This is a genomic window from Pseudomonas endophytica (assembly GCF_001411475.1).
Lineage (GTDB): Bacteria > Pseudomonadota > Gammaproteobacteria > Pseudomonadales > Pseudomonadaceae > Aquipseudomonas > Aquipseudomonas endophytica.
This window is the reverse complement of sequence record NZ_LLWH01000002.1, coordinates 60,440-84,959: the sequence shown is the minus strand read 5'-3', so window position 1 is coordinate 84,959 and position 24,520 is coordinate 60,440. Positions and strand designations below refer to the sequence as shown.

At 52.9% G+C, this 24,520-nt stretch carries 20 protein-coding genes, 5 tRNA genes and 1 riboswitch; of the genes, 7 read left to right on the top strand and 18 right to left on the bottom strand.

The window, feature by feature from the left end; genetic code table 11:
• Positions 1–128: 128 nt before the first annotated feature.
• From AQS70_RS01330 to AQS70_RS01320, 3 genes are all read right to left on the bottom strand, one after another.
• The gene (locus AQS70_RS01330) at positions 129–1,898 is read right to left on the bottom strand and encodes a GMC family oxidoreductase (RefSeq protein ID WP_055101141.1); all 1,770 of its coding nucleotides are present in this window, start codon (positions 1,896–1,898) and stop codon (positions 129–131) included.
• Between the two features lie 32 nt (positions 1,899–1,930).
• On the bottom strand, positions 1,931–2,650 hold the full coding sequence (locus tag AQS70_RS01325) for a gluconate 2-dehydrogenase subunit 3 family protein (RefSeq protein WP_055101140.1): 720 nt from the start codon (positions 2,648–2,650) through the stop codon (positions 1,931–1,933).
• A gap of 445 nt (positions 2,651–3,095) precedes the next feature.
• The gene (locus AQS70_RS01320; RefSeq protein ID WP_055101147.1) at positions 3,096–3,935 is read right to left on the bottom strand and encodes an SMP-30/gluconolactonase/LRE family protein; all 840 of its coding nucleotides are present in this window, start codon (positions 3,933–3,935) and stop codon (positions 3,096–3,098) included.
• A 488-nt stretch (positions 3,936–4,423) separates the two neighbouring features.
• Here AQS70_RS01320 and AQS70_RS01315 point away from each other — a divergent pair, with 488 nt between their 5' ends.
• Positions 4,424–5,470: a hypothetical protein gene (locus tag AQS70_RS01315; protein WP_055101139.1), complete on the top strand. Its 1,047-nt coding sequence runs from the start codon at positions 4,424–4,426 to the stop codon at positions 5,468–5,470.
• On the opposite strand, the gene AQS70_RS01310 is transcribed toward AQS70_RS01315, so the two are convergent.
• Together AQS70_RS01310 and AQS70_RS01305 are read right to left on the bottom strand one after the other, a co-directional pair.
• A complete protein-coding gene (locus AQS70_RS01310; protein WP_206542124.1) occupies positions 5,444–7,258 on the bottom strand; it encodes an Eco57I restriction-modification methylase domain-containing protein in 1,815 nt (604 codons plus the stop codon). The genes AQS70_RS01315 and AQS70_RS01310 overlap by 27 nt on opposite strands.
• Positions 7,259–7,341: 83 nt before the next feature.
• Positions 7,342–7,418 (bottom strand) — tRNA-Arg (locus AQS70_RS01305).
• 603 nt (positions 7,419–8,021) lie between these two features.
• Here AQS70_RS01305 and AQS70_RS01300 point away from each other — a divergent pair.
• From AQS70_RS01300 to AQS70_RS23815, 4 genes are all read left to right on the top strand, one after another.
• A complete protein-coding gene (locus AQS70_RS01300; RefSeq protein WP_055101138.1) occupies positions 8,022–9,560 on the top strand; it encodes an NCS1 family nucleobase:cation symporter-1 in 1,539 nt (512 codons plus the stop codon).
• Positions 9,561–9,613: 53 nt separating this feature from the next.
• Positions 9,614–10,342, top strand: a complete 729-nt coding sequence (locus AQS70_RS01295) for an aspartate/glutamate racemase family protein (protein ID WP_055101137.1) — start codon at positions 9,614–9,616, stop codon at positions 10,340–10,342.
• Between the two features lie 308 nt (positions 10,343–10,650).
• Positions 10,651–10,905 (top strand): hypothetical protein, encoded by a 255-nt coding sequence (locus AQS70_RS01290; protein ID WP_187331757.1) that lies wholly within the window; start codon positions 10,651–10,653, stop codon positions 10,903–10,905.
• 33 nt (positions 10,906–10,938) lie between these two features.
• The gene (locus tag AQS70_RS23815) at positions 10,939–11,115 is read left to right on the top strand and encodes a PA3371 family protein (RefSeq protein WP_164488174.1); all 177 of its coding nucleotides are present in this window, start codon (positions 10,939–10,941) and stop codon (positions 11,113–11,115) included.
• Here the strand turns inward: AQS70_RS23815 and phnN are convergent.
• Positions 11,090–11,692: a phosphonate metabolism protein/1,5-bisphosphokinase (PRPP-forming) PhnN gene (gene phnN, locus AQS70_RS01285; RefSeq protein WP_055101136.1), complete on the bottom strand. Its 603-nt coding sequence runs from the start codon at positions 11,690–11,692 to the stop codon at positions 11,090–11,092. The two genes, AQS70_RS23815 and phnN, sit on opposite strands and share 26 nt — an antisense overlap.
• 372 nt (positions 11,693–12,064) lie before the next feature.
• On the opposite strand from phnN, the gene AQS70_RS01280 reads away from it, so the two are divergent.
• Entirely contained in the window at positions 12,065–12,391 is a 327-nt protein-coding gene (locus tag AQS70_RS01280; protein ID WP_055101135.1) for an Arc family DNA-binding protein, read from the top strand.
• A gap of 126 nt (positions 12,392–12,517) precedes the next feature.
• Here AQS70_RS01280 and mgtE read toward each other — a convergent pair whose 3' ends face one another.
• The 9 genes from mgtE to ltaE form a co-directional block, all read right to left on the bottom strand.
• Complete coding sequence (gene mgtE, locus AQS70_RS01275) at positions 12,518–13,960, bottom strand: magnesium transporter (protein WP_055101134.1); 1,443 nt, start codon at positions 13,958–13,960, stop codon at positions 12,518–12,520.
• A gap of 507 nt (positions 13,961–14,467) precedes the next feature.
• Positions 14,468–14,544 (bottom strand) — tRNA-Arg (locus AQS70_RS01270).
• Positions 14,545–14,614: 70 nt separating this feature from the next.
• Positions 14,615–14,691: transfer RNA gene (locus AQS70_RS01265), tRNA-Arg, on the bottom strand.
• 71 nt (positions 14,692–14,762) lie between these two features.
• Positions 14,763–14,839 (bottom strand) — tRNA-Arg (locus AQS70_RS01260).
• Between the two features lie 107 nt (positions 14,840–14,946).
• Positions 14,947–15,037: transfer RNA gene (locus AQS70_RS01255), tRNA-Ser, on the bottom strand.
• A 61-nt stretch (positions 15,038–15,098) separates the two neighbouring features.
• On the bottom strand, positions 15,099–15,287 hold the full coding sequence (gene csrA, locus AQS70_RS01250; RefSeq protein WP_003175645.1) for a carbon storage regulator CsrA: 189 nt from the start codon (positions 15,285–15,287) through the stop codon (positions 15,099–15,101).
• A gap of 186 nt (positions 15,288–15,473) precedes the next feature.
• The gene (locus AQS70_RS01245; protein ID WP_055101133.1) at positions 15,474–16,709 is read right to left on the bottom strand and encodes an aspartate kinase; all 1,236 of its coding nucleotides are present in this window, start codon (positions 16,707–16,709) and stop codon (positions 15,474–15,476) included.
• Between the two features lie 84 nt (positions 16,710–16,793).
• Positions 16,794–19,412, bottom strand: coding sequence for an alanine--tRNA ligase (gene alaS / locus AQS70_RS01240; RefSeq protein ID WP_055101132.1), 2,619 nt, complete (start codon positions 19,410–19,412; stop codon positions 16,794–16,796).
• A gap of 212 nt (positions 19,413–19,624) precedes the next feature.
• Positions 19,625–20,629, bottom strand: a complete 1,005-nt coding sequence (gene ltaE, locus AQS70_RS01235; RefSeq protein ID WP_055101144.1) for a low-specificity L-threonine aldolase — start codon at positions 20,627–20,629, stop codon at positions 19,625–19,627.
• A gap of 158 nt (positions 20,630–20,787) precedes the next feature.
• A riboswitch (FMN riboswitch) is annotated at positions 20,788–20,959 on the top strand.
• A gap of 127 nt (positions 20,960–21,086) precedes the next feature.
• Between ltaE and AQS70_RS01230 the strand changes: the two genes are divergently transcribed.
• Positions 21,087–21,581 carry a 6,7-dimethyl-8-ribityllumazine synthase gene (locus AQS70_RS01230; protein ID WP_055101131.1) on the top strand — a complete coding sequence of 165 codons (495 nt, stop codon included), beginning with the start codon at positions 21,087–21,089 and terminating at the stop codon, positions 21,579–21,581.
• Positions 21,582–21,720: 139 nt separating this feature from the next.
• Here AQS70_RS01230 and astE read toward each other — a convergent pair whose 3' ends face one another.
• Genes astE through astB form a run of 3 tightly spaced genes read right to left on the bottom strand, consistent with a single transcriptional unit; the run spans position 21,721 to position 24,445 of the window.
• Entirely contained in the window at positions 21,721–22,731 is a 1,011-nt protein-coding gene (astE, locus tag AQS70_RS01225; RefSeq protein ID WP_055101130.1) for a succinylglutamate desuccinylase, read from the bottom strand.
• A gap of 13 nt (positions 22,732–22,744) precedes the next feature.
• Positions 22,745–23,038: a hypothetical protein gene (locus tag AQS70_RS01220; RefSeq protein WP_055101129.1), complete on the bottom strand. Its 294-nt coding sequence runs from the start codon at positions 23,036–23,038 to the stop codon at positions 22,745–22,747.
• Between the two features lie 60 nt (positions 23,039–23,098).
• Positions 23,099–24,445: an N-succinylarginine dihydrolase gene (gene astB, locus AQS70_RS01215; protein WP_055101128.1), complete on the bottom strand. Its 1,347-nt coding sequence runs from the start codon at positions 24,443–24,445 to the stop codon at positions 23,099–23,101.
• Positions 24,446–24,520 lie beyond the last annotated feature (75 nt).

Genomic DNA, 24,520 nt, shown 5'->3' with positions numbered 1-24,520 from the left:
TGCGCCGAAGCATCCCCCGGGCGATTGAGTACGAAACTCAACGCCCAAGCGATCAAGGCGAGAATGGCTACGATAACAACCAACACAAGCAGGCGAGAACGAACTGTCGATTTCATAGTGTGCGCTCCTTATGCCTGTACCAGCGGACCAGGGTTCTTCACGTATTGATCCTTGATCGCTTGGGCGGCGAACAACGTCAGTGCGCCAATCATCGAAGTAGGATTTGCCTGAAAGTTTTGCGGGAACGCGTTACCGCCTGGCACAAATACGTTGTGCACATCCCAACTCTGCAGGTAGCGATTGAGGGCGCTAGTCTCTGGGGAGTCGCCCATAATCGCCCCGCCCACGTTGTGGGTAGACACGTACTTGGTGATATCCCAGTGCGAATCCAGCCCTAAGAAGCTCTCGCTGTAGCTGTCTGGGCCGAGTTCTTTGGTAATGCCCAAAACGATTTTGCGCAGATGCTGTTGCAGAAGCAGCTCGTTCTGTTTCCAGTCAAAGGTGATGCGCAGCAGCGGAAGGCCCCATGGATCCTTATATGTCGGATCGAGGTCAACGTAATGATCGCGGTAAGACATGCAACTGGTGGTGATGCTGACCTTCATCGAGTGGCCGTACCAATCCTGCATCCCTTCCTTCCAACCCTGACCCCACTCAGGCGTGCCACTTGGCAGCGCAGTACCAATCGGCGCACCCGTGGCTTGCGAGCTATGGATCTTGGCGCCGCCAATGAAACCCAGCGACGGGCCGTCGAAATTACCCGGAGAGATATCGTTAAACATCTGCCCGCTGGCGCCAGCCGTGGCGAAAGGGTTGAAGTGCTTATCTTTGAAGAACAGCGTAGAACCACCGTTGCTCAAGAACGCATAGTTGCGCCCTACTGTGCCTTTGCCACTGATCGGGTCATAGGGCTTGCCGATGCCCGACAGCAGCATCAGGCGCACGTTGACAAACTGGAAGCCGGCCAACACGACGATTTTTGCTGGCTGGAACACGGTGTTGCCATCCGCATCGGCGTAAGTCACACCCTTGGCGGTCTTGCCATCAGCATGCATCTCAACTTTCAAGACGTTGGCATTAACCCGGTAGTCAAAGTTATCCATGCGCTTGAGCGCATCCAAAACGGCAGTTTGCGGGGACGCTTTAGAAAAGTTAAGGCATGGGTACTTGCTGCAATAGCCGCAGTAGTTGCAAGGCGCGATCTGGTTGCCGTAGGGGTTCTTCCATGCCTGCGAGACGTTGGCAGAAGGGTTAGGGAATGGGTGGTAGCCCATCTTGCTCGCAACGTCGGCGAACATTTTGCTGTTCAGTGTGTCTTCCAGAGGCGGCAGCGGGCTGGGATGGGAGCGTGGACCTTCGAACGGATCGCCGCCCACTAAAATTTGGCCACGCAGGTTACCGGTCTTGCTTGATAGACCACAGATTTTGTCGAATTTGTCCATGTAGGGTTCGATTTCATCCCAAGTGAACGGGAAGTCCTCGATCTGCATGCCTTCGCCCAATATCCCTGGCTTGTACGCCTGATTGGCATAGGTCTTAAGCTTGATGTCCGTGGGTGTTGGACGAATCAATACGCCAGTCCAATGCATGCCTGAGCCACCGACGCCGGTGCCAGGGACAAACGCGCCCCATTGGCGAGTCGGCAGCGCGGTGCTTTGCATGTTGTGGCGCACGGTCAGCGCGCCATCTTTAGGCGTGACCATCACTTTGTTACGCACGGCATAAGCGTACTGATCGGCGGGTTTAGGGTATTTGAAGTCAGCGTTGCTGCGATCGCCCCCGCGCTCCAGTGCGCGAACTCTAAGACCTGCCTGAGCCAACTCAATGCTCATCAGCGAGCCAGCCCATCCGAGGCCGACGACCACGACATCGACTTCGTCATTCGTAATATTTGTCATAAGAAACCTTGATTGCTGTTCAAGCGAAAGGGTCAGCCGCGTTCACCGGTTAGGCTTACTGGGCCCAGAGGGTAAGGGACGTTGTGCTGAGCTACCCACTCCAGATAACTGGCACGAGCGCCGGGGAAGCCAATGGCGATCCATGACTTCATGCCCTTGTTACCCCCATAGATCGGGTCGGCAAGCCAACCTTGCTGGGTGTGGTGAAGCAATTCACTGAACAACAGTTTCGACTTGAGCACCGTTTCGCCATGCGCTGCGAAGTCGGCTTGCCCGCCCTGCATCTTTTTGAGCGCGTCATCGCGCTGCTTTAGGTCGAGAAGCGCGAAATGCTTGCCATAAGTGGCTTGGCACCACAGCTCGAAGCTGGCGATACCTTTGCGATAGATTTCTTGGATGGTGTAGGGCAACTGATAGCCCAAGGTGGCTGGCGCATTAACATCGAACGGCCCTTCCAGATAAACCTCGCTCCCTAGCCCGCCGGCCAATTGCTGGTCGATAAAAATAGGAACGTTGGTTTCTATCGCGCCTGGGCCGCGCCCATCGGCGGGGATCAAACGATCACAGGCGGCGAGGATAAACGTCCACTCGCCAGGGCTAAAAAAAATTGGGGTATAGGCGTCGAGACTGGGCGCTACCATCTGCGCTGCGGCAGCGGCTGTCAGCCCATTTACGGCAATGCCCATCGCGGGTAGTGCAATCAACGAAGAAAGCAGGAACTTTCTCCTCGATGTTTGCTTGGACAACAACATAGTTTTCACCTTTGGCTAATCACGAAAAGTCCGTCCCTTCTCTCCATTGAATGCCTCTTTGCGTATTTTTAGCCTTCTACCCATTTAGCGCGCAGACGCGTACCGCCGCGGGCGATTTAGGTCATATCGCCAGCCGCCAACGCCGCATGAAATAGGAGTGACTTTTATAATGATCTACGTCAAAGAGGGCTGGAGCGCATATGGCATGCGTCAGAAGTCCGGTTGACTGCTTATTACGAGAGGCGTAATGATAGCAAGCTAACTAAAATTTCACAGCACAAATATCATCCCGTTCGTCAATAGGTCATTTGTCGCAGGATATTGCTAAGAGATTTTAAGCAGGACGATCTGCCATGTTGAAAAAACGCAGTGTTGTTCAAACGTTTGGATAGGGACGCCAGCATAGAGCTGACGGCCTTCGCCTCAATGGCGGCATGATCAGCGCTTATCTTTGCTGATGTTGACTAACACGCTCAGAGGGTGGCGTTAGCTCCAACACCCGATTACGCCCACCTTCGGCCAAAAGATAGGTATCTCTGCCACTGACCACTATCGACTGCGGCGCTTTAAGAAAGGAAAGTATGGTTTTTTGATTCCCAGCTTTGTCGATCAGAAGCAAGCGCGCACGATGCGTAGAGTCTTCTGAGATCCACAAGCCGCGCTGGTCGCACATCAAGAAGGTTGGTTTATTAAGGTGTTCGTAAATAACAGGATCGGTGCCGTCCTCAGTTAGCTGACGCACGACCCCTTTCCCTTTTTCGGTGTAGAGCATGCGACCGTCAGTGCATCGGATGATGGATTCAGCTTCATCGAGGTTGTCACGCAACACGACAAGTGATTTATCGCTCCATGTGTATCGAAACAAACGTCCGTTGTCATGGCGATCTTCAATGGCGTAAAGGTGATCACCTTCGTTCCACAAACCTTGAACATTTGAGCCTTGAAATAATTGCGTGACGTCTCCCCGTAACAAGAAATTGACGGCGGTATCTCCCTCTTCCTGACTAAACACCCAGCCACCACGAGCAGACACTATGCCATCCGGTTTCGACAAGCCGCTCACAACATCCTCTCGTTTGCCGTCGGCTTGAATCCGCACAATACTGCCGCGCCGGTCCCGAAGCTCCTGACTAACCATAAGCTCGCCGCCGTCCAAAACGACTAAAGCGGCGGCTTTTGGCACGTCACGGTGAACAACCTGGTAGCTCCATTGCCCGGCGGCCTGAACAGGATAGAAACTCTGCCACGCAAAGAAACCCAAAGTCGCTAACAGCAGTAGCAACATAAGCCACAGCAGTGACTTGTAGAATTGACCAAGACCTGAAGACTTAATCTGTGCGCTCACCGTTAACCCTCGCTGATACTTCATTTTGACAATTGATGCCCATTGCTTGGGTCTTGATTACCCAAGCATTCAGAATATTTACGGCTATCGTCAGGCTGATTACGCTCAACGCTTAATGAACGGACCGTCAAAAATAATTCTCTCACTGGCGCAACCTTGCATCAGTCATAAACCTGAAGATGCGCCATTGATAGCGACAGGCTACCATCCTGCGAGTCAAAGTCTTTAGCCAAAAGTCATGAACTGGAAAGGGTTCCCCCCCTCCGATAAGGTTGCGACGATGCCAAAAATACCCAAAAGTGAACTCATCACACTCGCATCGGCGCTGCAGAACGGGGTGAAGCGAAACTTTTCATTGCGCACACTCAACGTCTTGCCACTGACGCTAGACGTCAGCTCTCTAGAACGGCTGACCCAAGGATCTTCAAATGCATCACAAATATCCTCAAGATTTTAAGTACGCCCTGTCACTGTCAGAGAAGGATATCTATACCCCTATCGAGATTGGCGACGCCGATTACTGGATTCCCTCCGCACAACTTGAAGCATTACTAAACGAAAATCTTCAAGGACTGTCCTTGGAAGGCCTTGCTCTTCGAACCCGCTCTAAGGTGGTAAAAATCGAAGTCTGCAAAGCACTTGGTTACCCGGTGCCCTCCTCGTTCAAAAAGACTCAACCACGTTTTCTCGGTCAACAACTTGATATTTACACTCAAAAATCACTGAACCTTCAAATCTGGAACGAAGATCTTTCCCCGACCCGTCGCTATGCAATCATCCATATCACTGAGCATGATGTGGTTGGTCGAACAAGAGTTATAAACGGGCAAGAACTCGCCTTACTTGATACTACGGGGACGATCACGACTAAATATCAAGCGCGTCTGGAGATTGGTATTTACCCGTTAGAACTGGTTTCTCAGCAGGACACATTACCTGTGCAGCAACATACCCAGCCAAACTTAACGTTCGCCCCATCGGTGAGCCCGGTTCAGCAGCCAGAAAGCGGCATGTTGTTGCCGATAAGTGAAATTTTTTCTCGACTTTCCAATTTGGTTGGCTTGTCATTTCCCGATCCGGGAAGAACTCAGGAACGCAATCGTGGTGCAGGCCTTCACCGCTTGATCTGCCAACAACTCGGCTACAGCAGTTACGAGGACAATGGGCAGTTTCCGGATATTCGTCATCAAATCTTAGAGGTCAAACTACAGACATCACCCACCATTGATCTCGGCCTGGTTTTGCCCAGCAGTCTTGGGCATCTCGATATTCAACAAGTCGGGGACTTTCACCCCCGTCACTGCGATACCCGATACGCCATATTTTTTGCGAGCACCGATGGCGTCAAGGTGACCCTGACACACTTACTTGTTGTCACGGGAGAAGAGTTCTTCAGCCGTTTCCGTCAATTTGAAGGAAAGGTCACTAACGGAAAAATCCAGATCCCTTTACCGAGGAACTTCTTCGACGTTTAATCCGAACACATTCCAGATGAGCGCGTTCAGTTCAGATATTTTCTGATCCGCGGCGTTCGACGGTAGTTCGCTATGAATGGCCTTAGCCAAATCAATAATAATCTGACTTTCCTTTCGAGCAGGATCCGGTAACGGGAACTGCTCCACATATTGCGTAATAAAACGTCGTCTACCGGCGTAAAGCTTGTTGTTAAAACAATGATCATAGAAGAACTCAATAAATGTTGAGTTCGCCACTGCTAATGCCAGCCAGAGCAAATCATTTTCGCCCTCCCGCTCGCACTGCAGCCAGTAACACTCACCGTTAACAATGCCTCCCTCGGTATCCATCCAAAAAGTTGGCTTCTCGGATATGTCCGGAAAAACAATCTTTGGAGATGACCACGCTGCTGGATCCTGAGGCACCCAGAGTTCGTACCAAGCTCGACCGGCTTTTATTAAATAACTGCGCGCTTCTAAAGTAGTGCGATGCAATTCAAGATACCGTGCGGCGATAGGGTACAAGCTCAAATCAACAGCCTTACGACCTTTTGAAGTAGATTCATGTGGGTACATGATCTCTTTTATATGTTTGGTCTTGCTCGGAATACAGGCTTTGAATTGACGAGCACAGTAGCGTGTTATGAGAGGACGAAGTAGCTCCGGACGCCCCCCCGGCAACGCTGACCAGTCACTGCGAACAAACACCTTATCAGCGGTAGACTTAACCCCTACACGAATTTTTCCAACTCGGCGAAAAGTGTTCCATGTATGTTTATGGACAGTCGCTAACCATTGATCGCTTGACGCCGTTGAAATACGCCATATTCCATCAGCGCTTTCACCATTATCAAGCAGGCCATGGCGAACCAAGAAGTTTCTCCCATCCGAAATCGACACAACAGTGTTGTCACTCATTGTGAGAGCCTCCATCACGTTCGACACATGATCCACGGCATTTTCTTTAGATTCATAGATCGTTGAAAAGACAATATCTTCAACATCGGAATCTACTATCTGCTTAGTCCCTTTCGCCAACAGGACAGCGGGTAATACAGCCGCATCAAAAAGCTTGGTGTCCCCCAAATCCCAGACATGCATGATTCGAAATTTCGACAGTAATGCTCGCCTAACAGCCTGCCCTGATTTCGTCGTCATGAAACGATTAGACGTGATGATACCTGTCACGCCGCCCTCAGAGAGCACCCGAGAAATGCCCAGCAGGAAGGGGTAATACAGATCCACTCTTCCGGTGAGCGCAAAACTCTGAGCCAACTTTTGTGCCTGCTCGGTCCCCATGATTTGAGTACGAACATAAGGGGGGTTCGCAATGACTAAATCAAAAGGCATTAGTGTTGATCGAGTATCAGAAAAAAGATCCGAGTCGGCGCTTAGGCTTAATACATGATCTAAAAAATCTTTTTCCTCGATCAGAATGGATACGTCCGGGAAGGCATTTTGCAGCCGAGCAGATGCACGCACTACCGCGCTCGGATCGGTGTCATACCCAAAAACCCTGACCCGGCTCAGGGTATCCACAGGCATGCGCTTGAGCAGAGCTTCAAGAAGGGCGCCGTCTCCAGCCGCAGGGTCTAGAACTCGGATTTCGCCTCGGTCGGGCAATTGAGCAACAGAAAGGATCTGATCCGCCACAAAAGCAGCAAAATCGGGAGGTGTGTAAGTGGCTCCAACTGACTTCTGCTGCCCGACTTCACTATATCTGCGATTGTTAATAGGAAGAGTTTTAGGGTCAGCGGAACTAATCATAGGGATCTTACCTGTTGCAGGATCAAAGGGATGAAAGCCCATGCAACCGGCCATCCCTCAAAAAATCGACAAGAATACAGGTTTTATGAAAGGCCCCTAACGACCATTTGCAGTGCAACGAATCATGGTGTCCCAGGCGGGGTTCGAACCTGCAACCTTCCCCTTAGGAGGGGGATGCTCTATCCAATTGAGCTACTGAGACAAACGGTATGCGCCACACGCTGATGGCGTGGCGCAGAGGACGGCGTGCATGTTAACGGGCAGACCTTTATTTGTCATGTCGTCCGTGGGCTTTTTGCGTGTCAGGGCAAACGCTACAGGTTCCGTCTGAACAGTCGCCGTTAAGCGGACAATCACAGTGCACACATAGTTTTAGAGCTATCACCTGCACCAGCAGCCCTTCCACAGACTAAAAATCGTATACAACCTGTCACAAAACGGTGCACCCAAGAGTGTAACCGCGCAATTACGCATCAAAAGGTAACAGCTTTTTTGAGGCGCTCAGTTCCCGCCGCTCTGCTTGCACGCGGTCGCCATGGTTGGGCTTTTTTCTATAAACCATAAAAATTGTCTTATTTTTCAGTCTATTAGATTTTAAATAAAAGCTTTCTTAGTACGCCTAAAGGCTCTGAGCTTTTGGTTGGCATGAATATCGCTTAAAGCTGAACAGCATTTGTATACAAAATTACAAGAAACTAAGTACACGTTGTTTAGTGGTCTGACTCTAAATCAGGCATAACGCGGACTTCATCACCAGTGACGTCGACCTGTCTCACGCAGGTTTGGCGTCAGGAGCTTGCCCAGAATGCGTACAAGAATCTCCAGCAATATCGCTCTGGATTTACCCTCTTCGGTATCAGCCCACCCCCTGCAAGGAGATAGCGCGCCAGCGCCTCCCGCGCTCAGCCCCCGCTTACATAACAACGATCTGGCGCCGACTAAGGCGCAAGGCCGACGCTGGGGCTGCTATAGCATTTTTGCCTTGTGGACAAACGATGTGCACAACATTGCCAATTATTCGTTTGCCATTGGGTTGTATGCACTTGGCCTGAACGGTTGGCAGATTTTGCTTTCACTCGGGATCGGTGCAGCGCTGGTATTTATGTTTATGAATCTGTCCGGCTATATGGGGCAACGGACGGGGGTGCCATTTCCAGTCATTAGCCGGATTAGTTTCGGCGTTCATGGAGCGCAGATTCCCGCATTGATTCGTGCCGTTATCGCGATTGCTTGGTTTGGGATTCAAACGTATTTAGCTTCGGTGGTGTTACGTGTCTTACTGGTGGCGGTGCACCCGGGTTTCGCAGCCTATGACCATGACTTGATTCTTGGACTTTCAAGCTTGGGCTGGGTGTGCTTTGTAGCGATTTGGCTAGTGCAACTGGTCATTCTGGCTTATGGCATGGAGATGGTGCGTCGCTATGAGGCGTTTGCCGGGCCTGTGATTCTCGTCACCGTGGTCAGCCTTGCTGCTTGGATGTACTTTCAAGCCAATGGCACGATTGCTTGGTCTAATCACACGCAGATGAGCACCGCCGAAATGTGGCGTAATGTGTTTGCCGGCGGGGCTTTGTGGCTGGCGATTTATGGCACCTTGATTCTAAATTTCAGTGATTTTTCACGCTCTTCGCCGTGCTGCAAAACGATCAAGATCGGTAACTTCTGGGGTTTACCGGTCAATATTTTGGTTTTCGCCGGGATCACCGTGTTGCTATGCGGCGCTCAGTTTCAAATCAACGGGCAAGTTATCGAAAGTCCTACGCAAATTATCGCGTCAATTCCGAATACCTTTTTTCTGGTTCTGGGCTGTCTGGCGTTTCTGATTGTGACAGTGGCGGTGAACATCATGGCCAACTTCGTTGCGCCAGCGTTTGTTCTGAGCAACCTGGCCCCCAAACACCTGACGTTCCGCCGCGCCGGGATAATCAGCGCAACGATCGCAGTGCTGATTTTGCCGTGGAATCTCTATAACAGCCCGCTGGTGATTGTGTACTTCTTGTCGGGCCTTGGCGCCCTGCTCGGCCCGCTTTACGGGGTGATCATGGTGGATTACTGGCTGTTGCGAAAAGGCCAAATCGACGTACCGGCTCTGTATAGCGAAGATCCAAATGGGGTTTATTTCTATACACGCGGGGTCAATTTACGTGCAGTTGCAGCGTTTGTTCCGGCGGCAGTGATCGCGATTGTTCTGGCGCTAGTCCCTGGCTTTCATGCGGTTTCACCATTCTCTTGGCTGATTGGTGCAGGGATCGCAGCAATGCTGTACCTGATTTTTGCCAAGCGCCAAGCGTATTACGCCAATGTCAGCGGCGAGTCGATTGCGGTCGACAACGTTGACCATTAATTTTTGCGGCCCGTTTGGACAGGGCAGCACAGTCATGTTTTGTAGGAGCCTTCATGCGAATTCTAGTAGTCAACGTCAATACGACTGACAGCATCACTCAGGCCATTGCTCGACAAGCGCAGGCAGCAGCGGCACCAGGCACCGAAATCGTTGGGTTGACGCCAGATTTTGGGGCTGATTCGGTTGAGGGTAATTTTGAGAGCTATTTGGCTGCCATTGCGGTGATGGACAAGGTCATGTCTTACGACCAACCTTTTGATGCAGTGATTCAGGCGGGGTATGGCGAGCACGGACGTGAGGGTTTGCAGGAGTTACTCAATGTTCCGGTCGTGGACATCACGGATGCTGCGGCCAGCACGGCGATGTATGTGGGTCGGGCCTATTCGGTGGTAACCACCTTGGATCGTACCGTGCCATTAATTGAAGACCGCCTGCGGTTGTCAGGGCTGTGGGATCGCTGTGCGTCGGTGCGAGCCAGCGGCATGGCGGTGCTGGAGTTGGAGGAATCACCAGAGCGCGCATTAGCGGCCATTGTGCGCCAGGCCGAACTGGCAGTAAGTGAGGACCGCGCAGAGGTTATTTGCTTGGGTTGCGGCGGCATGGCCGGGCTCGATGAGCAGATTCGTCAACGCACGGGAGTACCGGTAATCGACGGCGTAAGCGCAGCGGTTACGGTCGCAGAATCGCTGGTACGCTTGGGGTTGTCGACGTCGAAGGTACGCACGTATGCCACGCCTCGACCTAAGGCAATCTCAGGATGGGCGGCAAAATTTATGCGCTGATTGATGCCTCCTAAAAGGCTGCGATTTTTTTAAGATCAAGAGATCGCAGCCTGCGGCGGCGCCCACTAAAAACAAGTCGCGCGAATTTTTACCTCACTGGTCACCACAGATTTTTCTTACACACCCCCGCCTGAATTTCAGCATCGTGCATTTTGCATTACCCCAAAAAGCCATCATTGCAATATGCAATTTAAATCCTCTCGAAAAACATCGTAAGCTATTGTTTTATATGTGTTTTTTTATCTTGCGAGGTTGGCATGATGCCTGCTCTATTCATAGCACTTACCTAATTCCAAGAGACGACTGCCATGAACATGAACAGCACCCTACTCCTGTTGAATGTTCTTGCTATGGCAGTTTTGGTGGGGTTTCACTTTCAATCTGGACCTGTTGTCGCCGAACAAGGCATTGAAGTCGCAGGGACTTACAGCAAACCTCTTAAACCCCTGCCGCAACGGGCCGTGATGACGGACACCAATAGCGTTACCCCCCATTTGGCGGCCGAGCGATCTGCCACCCCTGTTGCCATCGACACTACTCAGGGCGATCGCTGGGTTTTCTGAATTGGGCTTCTCGAAAAAAGAGTCTTAAAAATCATGTCCAAAATTACTTTCGGCCTGTTGATGCTGGCGCTAATCAGCCTCGCTCTTGGCTTGTTTACTCAGGATCAACTGGGTAACACCCCGTTAATTGCGTCCGCCGTGCTATTTGCTTGTTGGTTGATGGCAAAAGCGCTTGGGCGTCGCATCAAGTTTGATCCGCAACTGCGTTAACGCGCTGCGCAGAACTCGTTATCTCGGTGTCTATCAGCGCGAGCAAACTTTTGACACCTAAGGCCAGCTCAGCCGAGTTATCCAGTAAGTGCACACGGTCTGCAACCAACGCTTGTTCTGAGTCCAAAAACAATTGATTGCGGGCAAGACGGTCGTTTATCTGCTCAGAAGTTTCTCGCCCACGGATCAGTAAACGTTGCTGCAAGACATCGGTATCAACCCGCAACACAATCGCGAGCAAATCAGGATAGCGTTCACGCGCCTCTCTCAAGTGACCTCTTGAACCGTTAACCAGTACGTGGCGGCCCTGCTTGAGCCATGCATCGAGTTGCACACCAATGCCGTAGGCCAAGCCATTGGCTTGCCAGTCCAAAGCAAACGCTCCACGTGCCTTGAGCGCCTGAAATTGCTCCAGGGAAACGCCAATAGCCTCCTCCCCCACCGCTTCTGCTGAACGAGTAATTACCCGCTGGATGACTTCACACCCGCGCACCGCTAAATGAGGGCGTGCGGCCTCGATCAGACTGTCTTTGCCTGACCCTGAAGGCCCCGTCAGATAAATCAATTTGCCTGCCACTCGATGGATCTCCGGAACGCTAATGCGTCAAACAGGTTCCCCCTAAAAGATGGCAAGCGCAACACGGTCGAGAGCGCTAAGAAGCATTCAAGTCAGTCAATGATGGCCTTTACACACAATGGTTCCTTTGAGAAAGCTAGATAGCCTGTAAACTACGTCGGCCAACGCACAATTTTGACAATAGATGCTGGCTAATAGCCTTTATCCAGTTCAATATTTGTCACAGAATTGACGCCAGGGAAGTGGCAGATTTGAGGCATGATGCGCGCCTCTTTGCAATTCAGGTTGAACATTTGGCCATAAGCTTGGTCAGAAACCATAGCTTGCGGCCAATTCCGAGAACCGCTCCCCTGAACTAACCGGTTGACTATAATGCGCCCATTGAAACAGGCAATTTACTCAAGCCGTACGGCTGATAAGTTCGTCGTACGCCTGCCAGACGGAATGCGTGAACGCATTGCCGAAGTGGCTCGCAATCACCACCGCAGCATGAACTCAGAAATCATTGCTCGCCTTGAACAAAGTCTTATTCAGGAAGGTGCGCTGGGTGAAGAGCTCACTTTGCGCCTAGACAGCCCAGAGCTATCCCTGAACGAACGTGAACTGCTGCAACGTTTTCGTCAGCTCTCACATCGCCAACAAAACGCTCTGGTTTCGCTGATTGCTCACGATGTAGAAGTAACATCCGACGCGTCTTGATTTAAATCAGGCAACAAAAAAGCCAGCATCATGCTGGCTTTTTTGTTGGCACTTTTTCGGAGCCGCCATACAGGTGCCGAAGGCATAAAAAGCCTGATTAGACTGCCGTCCAATCAGGCTTTTTGGTCAGAGCAAAAAGAGCGTTGCCAGACCCAAGAAGATGAAGAAACCACCACTGTCAGTCACGGCAGTGATCATGACACTTGCCCCCATAGCCGGGTCGCGCCCGATCCGAGACAAGGTCATAGGGATCAACACGCCCATAAGCGCCGCCAGCAGCAAGTTGAGCGTCATGGCAGCCGTCATTACCACCCCCAGCGACCAACTGCCATACAGTAGATAGGCGACCACACCGATCACCCCGCCCCACACCACGCCGTTGATCAAGGCCACCGCCAGCTCTTTGCGCATGAGACGCGAAGTGCTTCCGGTGTTGACTTGGTCGAGCGCCATGGCGCGCACAATCATGGTGATAGTCTGGTTACCGGAGTTGCCGCCAATGCCGGCTACGATTGGCATCAGGGCCGCGAGGGCGACTAATTTTTCAATTGAACCTTCAAACAAGCCAATGACACGCGATGCCAAGAAAGCGGTAATCAGGTTGATTGCCAGCCACGCCCAACGGTTACGCAGGGATTTCCAGACCGACGCAAAAATATCTTCTTCTTCGCGCAGACCCGCCATGTTGAGGACTTCGCTTTCGCTTTCCTCACGGATCAAGTCAACCATTTCGTCGATAGTCAAACGACCGATCAGCTTGCCGTTTTTGTCGACCACTGGCGCCGAGATCAAGTCATAACGCTCAAAAGCCTGAGCCGCGTCATAGGCATCTTCGTCCGGATGGAAACTCACCGGATCGCTGGCCATCACTTCTGCGACTTGTTTTTCAGGGTCATTGACCAGTAAACGCTTGATCGGCAGCACACCCTTGAGGACGCCGTCGTAATCAACCACAAACAGTTTGTCAGTGTGCCCAGGCAACTCTTTGAGACGACGCAGGTAACGCAATACCACTTCAAGGCTGACGTCCTCACGGATCGTGACCATCTCGAAGTCCATCAGCGCGCCGACTTGATCTTCGTTATAGGACAACGCCGAGCGAACCCGCTCACGCTGCTGAGCATCCAGCGTTTCCATCAGCTCATGGATAACGTCTCGCGGCAGCTCAGGAGCCAGGTCAGCAAGTTCGTCGGCATCCATCTCCTTGGCTGCAGCCAAGAGCTCGTGATCGTCCATGTCGGCGATCAAGGTTTCACGGACGGAGTCAGACACTTCCAGCAGGATGTCACCGTCTCGGTCGGCCTTGACCAACTGCCAGACGGTCAGACGGTCGTCCAGTGGCAAGGCTTCCAAGATGTAGGCAACGTCTGCGGAGTGCAGGTCTTCCAGCTTGCGCTGGAGCTCAACAAGGTTTTGGCGGTGAACCAGCGTCTCGACTCGATCCTGGTGCTGGCCGTCCTGACGATGAGTCAGGCCCTCGACCACACGCTGGCGATTGAGCAGCTCAATCACTTGAGCGAGGCGACTTTGCAGGCTGTCTTGCGCTTTCTTTATTTCAACTTCGGTCATAGGCGAACTCCACTCCCAGCAGCAGGGCACGCCGGAAGGATCAATCAGTCAATTCATGATTGGAAAAGCGGGATGCTGAGTTACTACTGGGTAAGTCCATGGAGGTATTCCACAAGCCCCGGCGGGGCTGACGGGCGCAATCATACACGGCTTAAAAATTAATGACGCTATAAATCTGTGGAGATAACAAACGTTTACGACTGCGTCTGCGTCGTTAAATCTGCGACGCTAAAAGCGTTTGGGAGAGCACACCTTTTTCGATTTTTTGCTCAGCTTGTGTTTTTAGCAAATGCCGGCTTTTTAAGATCAACGGTTCGCAGACTGCGATAACCCTCTACAAAGACCGCGTTTGGCTCAGTAAATTCCTAGGGAGCGCCTAGACGGGTTCAAGGTAAACAGAGGATATGTCGCAGCCGTGACAAAAAAGGATGCCAACCAAGGCGATTCAAAACTTTCATAAATCGCAGACAGCAAAAAGCCCGCATTAAATGCGGGCTTCTTGGTATATGGTGCACTCGACAGGATTCGAACCTGTGACCGCTCGGTTCGTAGCCGAGTACTCTATCCAGCTGAGCTACGAGTGCAAGTTGTGTTTGTTAAACCAGACCACCCTGGCTGAAGCTAAGTTAACTACCGAAGCAACTAACTTATAAATGGTGCACTCGACAGGATTCGAACCTGTGACCGCTCGGTTCGTAGCCGAGTACTCTATCCAGCTGAGCTACGAGTGCAAGTTGTGTTTGTTAAACCAGATCACCTCTGGTTGAAGCCAAGTTAACTACCGAAGCAACTAACTCTTAAATGGTGCACTCGACAGGATTCGAACCTGTGACCGCTCGGTTCGTAGCCGAGTACTCTATCCAGCTGAGCTACGAGTGCATTTGAAGCTACGTATTATAGACCGTTGAATCTCTCTGCCAAGTGTTTTTTTCAATAAATTCAACAACTTACTGAAGTGGCTAGATTCTAACGTGCTACATGAATAATGGCGGAGAAGGGGGGATTCGAACCCCCGACACCCTTTTGAGATGTACTCCCTTAGCAGGGGAGCGCCTTCGGCCACTCGGCCACCTCTCCGCAACACGGGGCGTATAATAACCAGCCTTTTCCCCGCATGCAACTAAAAACTTAAATAAAATTAAAGACTTGGTTCTTCGTCCTTTTCTTTCTTGATCCGCAGGTAGATTTCCTCGCGGTGCACGGCCACTTCCTTAGGGGCATTCACTCCAATTCGCACTTGGTTTCCTTTAACACCGAGCACGGTCACAGTAATTTCACCATCGCCTATGATCAGGCTCTCTGCGCACCGGCGAGTCAGAATCAGCATACGTTTCTCCTCACACTTTCATTCAGGGACAACTAGTCTGCAAAAAAAAGGGCTTGGGCCTGCTAGCTAAATAGCTACATAGCCCTGCGCCCTTAGTATTGACCAACATGGCAAAAGATACAGTCCGCTGCCACAACGATCATAAAAACAAAGGGCGCGGATCAACCACGCCCTCTGAGCAACGCTTTACTCGCCCTGTCGGGCAGGTGCATCCAGATCAAAAGCGGTGTGCAGTGAACGCACAGCGAGCTCCAGGTACTTCTCTTCAATCACCACCGACACTTTGATCTCGGAGGTAGAGATCATCAGGATGTTGATGTTCTCTTTAGCCAGCGACTCAAACATACGGCTGGCGACACCCGCATGGGAACGCATGCCCACGCCGACGATCGACACTTTAGCGATGTTGGTATCACCGACCACTTCACGGGCGCCAATCGCGCGCGACGTGTGTTCCAGCACCTCAAAGGCCGCCTGGTAGTCGTTGCGATGCACCGTGAAGGTGAAGTCAGTGGTGTTATCGTGCGCAACGTTCTGCACGATCATGTCGACTTCAATATTAGCCGCGCTGATCGGGCCCAGAATCTTGAATGCCACGCCCGGGATGTCTGGCACGCCACGGATGGTCAGCTTGGCTTCGTCGCGGTTAAAAGCGATGCCCGAAATGATCGGCTGTTCCATGGATTCCTCTTCATCGATAGTAATGAGGGTGCCCGGCCCCTCTTTGAAGCTGTGCAATACGCGCAGCGGAACGTTGTACTTGCCTGCAAACTCAACCGCGCGGATCTGCAACACCTTGGAGCCCAAGCTGGCCATTTCCAGCATTTCTTCGAAGGTGATCTTTTCCAAACGCTGAGCTTTTGCCACAACCCGTGGATCGGTAGTGTAGACACCGTCAACATCGGTGTAGATCTGGCACTCATCAGCCTTCAACGCCGCTGCCAGCGCCACACCGGTCGTGTCTGAGCCACCACGGCCCAAGGTCGTGATATTGCCGTTTTCGTCCACACCCTGAAAACCTGCAACCACAACCACACGCCCTGCTTTTAAGTCGGCGCGAATTTTCTGGTCGTCGATTTGCAAGATGCGGGCTTTGGTGTGCGAGCTGTCAGTCAAAATGCGTACCTGACTACCCGTGTAGGACACCGCAGGAACGCCGCGCTTGTTCAGCGCCATAGACAGCAAGCCAATCGTCACCTGTTCGCCGGTGGACACAATGACATCCAGCTCACGCGCCAACGGCTGATCGCTGATCTGTTTAGCCAGATCAATCAAACGATTGGTTTCGCCGCTCATCGCAGAAAGCACAATCACTAGGTCGTTGCCAGCTTCACGGAATGCTTTAACTTTATCGGCGACCTGTTCGATTCTCTCGACAGAGCCGACCGAGGTGCCTCCAAATTTCTGTACGATCAAAGCCATTTCAAAGCAGCCTCAGCCCATAAAAGGGCGCCCATATATCATTCAAACGACGCGCCGCCACTAGACGACAGCGCGTACTGGACTTCAGATACCCTGTTCGACAAATGGCACCGTCAGGGCCAGCGCGGCGTCCAGAGCTGCAGCATCAACGCCACCGCCTTGCGCCATATCCGGACGACCACCACCCTTCCCGCCCACTGCCGCAGCGGCCTGCTTCATCAAATCACCGGCTTTGAGTTGGCCAGTCAGGTCTTTGGTTACGCCTGCAACCAATACGACCTTGTCTTCATGAACACTGCCGAGCAGGATCACTGCGCGGCCGAGCTTGTTCTTTAGCTGATCTACCAGCGCCAGTAGCGCCTTGCCATCTTGACCGTCCAGGCGAGCGGCCAACACATTCACGCCTTTTACATCGACTGCGGACGATGACAGATCATCGCCTGCAGCGCTCGCGGCCTTAGCCTGCAATTGCTCCAGTTGTTTTTCCAACTGGCGATTACGCTCCAGCACAGCCGACAGTTTGTCGACCAGATTGTCACGCGAGCCTTTTACCAAGCTCGCGGCTTCTTTGAGCTGCTCTTCGGCGGCGTTCAAGTAAGCCAGCGCAGCTGCGCCCGTGACCGCTTCAATACGACGTATACCCGAAGCAACCCCACCTTCGCTGGTGATTTTCATCAGACCGATGTCGCCCGTGCGCTGGGCGTGAATACCGCCACACAGCTCCACCGAGAAATCGCCGCCCATGCTCAAGACCCGCACGTTGTCGCCGTACTTCTCGCCAAACAGTGCCATTGCACCTTTTTGCTTCGCGGTTTCGATATCGGTTTCTTCAGTCTCTACCGGGGTGTTCTTACGAATCTCGGCGTTAACGATATCTTCTAGGGCCTTGATTTGTTCAGGCTTGATCGATTCGAAGTGGCTGAAGTCAAAGCGCATGCGCTGACTGTCAACCAGCGAGCCCTTCTGCTGAACGTGCTCACCCAGCACTTTGCGCAGGGCGGCATGCAGCAAGTGAGTCGCCGAGTGGTTCAATGAGGTGGCGTGACGCACATCAGCGTCAACCTGAGCATTAACCGTGTCGCCGACTTTCAGACCGCCCGCTGCCACCACACCGTGATGCAAAAATGCACCGCCGGTTTTAGTCGTATCACGCACGTCAAAGCGTGCAGCACCGGCTTGCAGGTAACCGCAATCGCCGACCTGACCACCGGACTCTGCGTAGAAAGGCGTTTGATCGAGAACAATCACACCCTCGTCGCCCTCGCTCAGACTAGCAACCGATTGACCTTCTTTATAAAGAGCAATCACCTTGGCCGAACTGTGGGTTGCGCCGTAACCGATAAATTCAGTGGGCACGTCAACTTTAACCAAGGTGTTGTAGTCAAGACCGAACGAGCTGGCGGAACGCGCACGCACACGCTGAGCTTCCATCTCGCGCTCAAAACCTTCTTCATCGACGGTCAGGTTGCGCTCGCGAGCGATATCGGCGGTCAAATCCATCGGAAAACCGTAGGTGTCATACAGCTTAAACACTACGTCGCCGGGCACTACAGTGCCTTTAAGCTCAGCCAGATCTTGTTCAAGGATTTTCAGACCCTGCTCCAAGGTCTTGGAGAACTGCTCTTCTTCGGCCTTCAGTACGCGTTCAATGTTGGCCTGCTCACGCACCAGCTCCGAGAAGCTCGCGCCCATTTCAGCAACCAGTGCCGCAACGATTTTGTAGAAGAAATTACCGGTTGCACCCAACTTGTTGCCGTGACGGCAGGCGCGACGAATGATTCGGCGCAGCACGTAACCACGGCCTTCGTTTGAAGGCAGCACGCCGTCTGCAATCAGGAAGCTGCAAGAACGAATATGGTCAGCCACCACTTTGAGGGAGGCTTGACCTTCGTTCGCGCAACCAATCGCCTCAGAGGCGGCCTTCAACAGGCTTTGGAACAGGTCAATGTCGTAGTTGGAGTTAACGTGCTGCATCACCGCACTGATCCGCTCCAAGCCCATGCCGGTGTCTACCGACGGCGCTGGCAACGGATGCAACACGCCGTCGGCGGTGCGGTTGAACTGCATGAATACGTTGTTCCAGATTTCGATGTAACGGTCACCGTCTTCTTCTGGCGAGCCCGGCGGGCCACCCCAGATATCAGGGCCGTGATCGTAGAAAATCTCGGTGCAGGGGCCGCACGGGCCGGTATCACCCATGGTCCAGAAGTTGTCCGACGCGTAAGGAGCGCCTTTGTTGTCACCAATACGGATCATGCGCTCGGCTGGCACACCCACGTCTTGGGTCCAGATGTCGTAGGCTTCGTCGTCGCTGGCGTAAACCGTGACCCACAGTTTTTCTTTAGGCAGCTGCAAAACGCCAGTCAGAAAGGTCCAGGCGAAGTTGATCGCGTCTTTTTTGAAGTAATCGCCAAAGCTGAAGTTGCCAAGCATTTCAAAGAAGGTGTGGTGACGCGCGGTGTAACCGACGTTTTCCAGATCGCTGTTCTTGCCACCGGCTCGCACGCACTTCTGGCTGCTTGTCGCACGGGTGTAAGCACGCTTTTCTTGACCCAAGAAGCAGTCCTTGAACTGGTTCATCCCCGCGTTGGTGAACAGCAGGGTTGGATCGTTATTAGGGACCAAGGAGCTGGAAGGGACACGGGTGTGACCTTGCTCCTCGAAGAAGCGAAGGAAGGCTTCACGGATTTCTGCGCTTTTCATAGGTTCTTCCACGGAGGCTACGGCCAGAGGCAAGTCATAGGTGTCAATTAATGGCTATTGCTCAAAAGCTCGACGGGTAAACACCCTAAGGCCTAGGCAAACAATTCTCATCAATTGACAAACGACTCGCAAAGGGCCGCATTATATCGGCCCTTTGCCTTGGGTACAGTGTGTTTGTGCGATAGGTATAGTCAATTGGACGGATTGCAAGTTTATTGGCGGATAAAGTCGTTAAAAACGTCGATGGTCTGCTCGATTTGACTGCGGCTGACGCCCATATGAGTCACAAGACGCAGGCGCGGTGCAGCGCTGAGCTTGATATCCCGTGCCCCTGCAAACGCGTTTAATGCCTCGGCCTGCTCATCAACCTGTATATACACCATGTTGGTCTGCACTGGCTCAACGCGATAACCGGCCGCATGCAGACCTTCGGCCAACAACTGGGCATTGGCATGGTCATCTGCCAGACGTTCGACCTGATGGTTCAGCGCATATAAGCCCGCAGCAGCCAATTGCCCCGCTTGTCGCATGCCACCCCCGACCATTTTACGTAGGCGTCGTGCTCTGCTAATCAATTCAGCGGTGCCGCATAGCACAGACCCTATCGGCGCTCCCAAACCCTTGGACAGACACACCGAAACCGAATCGAAATGGCGGGTAATTTCACTCGCATCGACCCCAAGCTTCACGGCGGCGTTGTAGAGGCGCGCACCGTCAAGATGTAATGCCAAGCCGTGTTCGCGGGTCAATCTGCTGGCCGCTGCCAAGTACTCGAGCGGCAGTACCTTACCCTGCATAGTGTTTTCCAGCGCCAGCAAACGGGTGCGAGCAAAGTGAAAGTCGTCGGGCTTAATCGCGGCAGCCACCTGGCGCAAATCTAAACTACCATCCGCCTGAACCTCCAGCGGTTGCGGCTGGATAGAGCCGAGCACCGCCGCACCGCCCCCTTCGTATTTATACGTATGCGCCTGCTGCCCCACGATGTATTCATCACCGCGCCCACAGTGGGCCATTAACGCCAGTAAGTTACTCATGGTTCCGGTAGGGACAAACAGCGCCTGCGCAAAGCCCAAGCGCGATGCCAATTCGGACTCAAGCATGTTCACTGTCGGATCTTCACCATACACATCGTCTCCCAACACGGCACTCTCCATGGCCTCACGCATGCCAGTGCTCGGCTGGGTCACGGTGTCACTGCGCAGATCTATAACAGTCATGTAAAAAAACCTCGGCCATGGGCTCATCAGGGAAATCCTTGTGGAGCAAGAATAGCCGCATACCGGGATCAAAAAAACGATCGTTATTCGCTAAATGCAGCGATGCATCTTTGAAACATTTGTGATACAAAATGCCCGCCGCTCCGAAATACGGGGGGCAACGTTCTCAGGGCGGGGTGTAATTCCCCACCGGCGGTAATTGCGCGCAATGCGTATAGCCCGCGAGCGCTTGGTCCATCAAACAGCTTTAAGGCTGAGATGCTCCAAGGTCAGCAGACTCGGTGTGATTCCGAGGCCGACGGTCATAGTCCGGATGAAGAGAGAACGGGATTGGCGCCTAAGGGCCGTACCTGGGTGGCGAGCAACACGGCTTAACGGCCTGTTGACGCACCTAAACGTACCCTTAAATCCCATTCGATTCATATGCCCTGTTTTTCACACAAACAGGAGTCAGAACATGCAACCCACCACCATTCACCACAACGAACGTGTCGCCTTTATACAAGCTAGCTGGCATAAAGAAATCGTCGATCAGAGCCGTAAAGGCTTCTTGGCCGAGATGCTGGAACAGGGCTATCAAGAAAGCGATATCGACTTTTTTGAAGTTGGCGGTGCCTTTGAAATCCCATTGCACGCCAAGCTGTTAGCCAAAACGGGCCGTTATGCCGGTATCGTCGGCGCGGCCTTGGTCGTAGATGGTGGTATTTATCGCCACGACTTCGTGGCCCAGTCGGTGGTTAGCGGCTTGATGCAAGTGCAACTGGAAACTGAAGTGCCGGTGTTCTCGGTCAGCCTGACGCCGCACCACTTCCATGCAGGCGAAGAACATCAGAAATTCTTCTTCGAGCACTTCGTGCACAAAGGTCAAGAAGCAGCTAAAACCTGCGTCGACACCTTGCAGAAAATCCGTGCCATCAAGCGTCTGGACATCCAGCAGAAACGCGCGGTTTAACAACAGCTCATTTCTTGCTGCTCCACAACCAGCACTGCCGTAGGCTGCGATCTTTTGATTGTTAAAAAAAGATCGCAGCCTGCGGCAGCTCCTACAGTTCATCTCTGTGATCTTTTTTGTAACACTTGTTGCTAGCGTTTTAGGCGAACGCCTCGGCTTTTACCGGCTCAATGATTAGCCCCGCTCGCAAGCCGTTCTTGACCTTAGGGTTAGGGAAGATAATCCGTGCGCCCTCCTCTTCAATCACCCAGCTATTTTTGGACGTGTCTTGCGCCAATAAATAGCCTTTGGGCAATTCAAAAAAATTCTCGACGTTCGGCTCCAAGTGCAAGATGAAAGCATCGCTGTGCTTGATGACTTCACGCGCCACACTGAACAACTGCAATCCATCGAGCGACGCGTTTTCCAATGAAGGCTCTGTGCCTTCGATGATCTGCCTTAAGCGCAACTCAAGACGCTCGACATTGACGCCATCGTTTTGCCCAAAAGGCCGGGCTTTGCCCAACTCCAAGGTAAATGCTTCAGCGCCAAGCTGATCGTAGGTGTAAGCGCTGAACACAATGGACGGTTTGTTCTGCAACAGCACCGCTTCCATTCCGGCCGCACGCAGGCGTGCCAGTTGCTCACGAGAGTGGGCGCGCCCTTCTTTAAAGGGATACAACGCAAACTGCTCAATCTTCGAACCACGAATGGCCGTGTGCAGGTCGAAATGCAAACGCCCGCGATCGGGCTGATTGAAAAAGGTTTCGGCCAAATGCTCTAGTTCACAGGCGCGCAAGGCTTCTGGCCCGCTGCTGTTTTCATGGCGGCCGTTAAACAGTCGATTGAGGTCCTCTTCGATGAACCGCGCACCCGTGCGCATAGCACCGGGGTTACCGAACAAAAATAGAATTCGGGCTCGCGGCTTAATCTCGCCACGCGCAATGGCATGCAACAGGCGATCTAGCAACTCGATCGGCGCCGTTTCATTACCGTGGATGCCGGCCGACAACAGCACGTCCATGCCGTTGTCGTGCGCTTGAGGAGGGCGCACCTCAAGCGCACCCTCGGCCAGCCAGCGCATACGCACGCCATCGACAGTCAGTTGAGTTTTCTCGGTCGGTTCACGTCCGGCCAAGGTTAGTTCAAGCAGTTTGCCGAGAGCGAGCATAGTGCATCCTTAATCAGTGATTGCAGTCCGGGCCATGCACGTGACCGTCTTCGCCATCTTCGTCACTCATGTCAGCCGGTTCCATTTCCAGTTGCAGACTAACAAGGTTAGTCGCCAATGGGCGCAGCAACAGGTTGGCGTATTCAGCATCGTTTTCTTCTACGTCCACGCCAATCAGCAACTGGCCGCGGCCGTCTTGCTGGATCCACAGCTCTTTACCCTGCCACATGACCGCAACGCGGGTGCAGGAGGTTTGCAGTTGCGTGCCATCAGTGTCTTCAAGGATTAGCTGCAGGGAATCGCTCATAATTTCGCTCTCATAAATAAATCAGGTGGCGCGTCTGCAATGGGCAAACGCGCACGGGGGTCAATTGATCTGAAACGGGTAAACCGAGCCCAGTTTAAGGATTTGCGTCAGTTCATCCAGTGCCGTCCGGCATTCAAGCAACAATTGCGGGTCTGCCAAGTCGCTTTCACGCAGGGCATCGCGATAGTGCTTGTTCACCCAGCCGGTCAGCGTGTCGTACAACGGGGCCGTCATAATAACCCCTGGATTGACCGCCGCCAGTTCCGTTTCTTTCAGCGCCACACGCAACCGCAAGCACGCCGGACCACCGCCGTTCTGCATACTCTGCTTGAGATCAAAGACTTTCACTTCGCGGATCGGGCCACCTGCGCTAGTCAGGCTTTGCAGGTAGTGCCAAACACGTGGATTGGTACGGCATTCCTCGGGCACGATCAGCAACATCGAGCCATCAGCACGGCTCAACAACTGGCTATTAAACAGGTAAGAACGCACCGCATCATCGACCGCCACTTGATCACGCGGCACGCTGATGGACTGAAACTGTGCGCCGCGCGCGGCCAGCTTGCGACGCAACTCGTCGAGCATGTGTTCGGTATTCAGAAACGCATCTTGGTGATGAAACAACAGTTCGCCATTGCCCACCGCGATCACGTCGTTATGGAACACGCCTTGATCAATCACCGACGGGTTTTGCTGGGCAAACACCACGCCCTCCTCACTCAGACCGTGCAGCCGAGCTACGGCCTGTGACGCTTCAAGGGTCTGACGGGCCGGGTACTTTTGTGGTGCAGGGTAGCGGCTGTCGAAGGCACTGCGTCCGTAGACAAAAAACTCAACCCCCGCCTCGCCGTACTCACGGCAAAAACGGGTGTGGTTCGCCGCGCCTTCATCACCAAACTGCGCCACCGCAGGCAGGGCCGCGTGATGCGCAAAGTGCTGTTGATCAGCAAACATCGCGCTCAGTACTCGGCTGGTGGTTGGGTGCTCAATGCTGCGGTGGAATTTGCAGTTAAGGTTGGCGGCGGTGAAATGTACACGCCCGTCCGCCGTGTCGGCACTTGGGCTGACAGTGGCCGCATTGGCCACCCACATACTTGAGGCCGAACAGCTGGCCGCCAGCAGTGGCATCGCCTCTTTCGCGGCACGCTTGATCACTTCGGCGTCAGTACCGCTAAAGCCTAAGCTGCGCAAGGCACCGACGTCTGGGCGCTCTTGCGGGGCCAGCACGCCTTGGACAAAACCCATGTCCATCAGCGCTTTCATTTTGTCCAGACCTTGCAGGGCCGCTTCCTTGGGGTTGGAAGCCTGCTGACTGTTGCTCTGGGAGGCAACATTGCCAAACGACAAGCCGCCATAGTTATGGGTCGGCCCCACGAGACCGTCAAAGTTGACTTCAAAGGATTTCATCGGTGAGGCTCCGGCAAACGGTGGTAATACACAAGTTGCAACACCCCGTAGGGGCTGCCGCAGGCTGCGATCTTA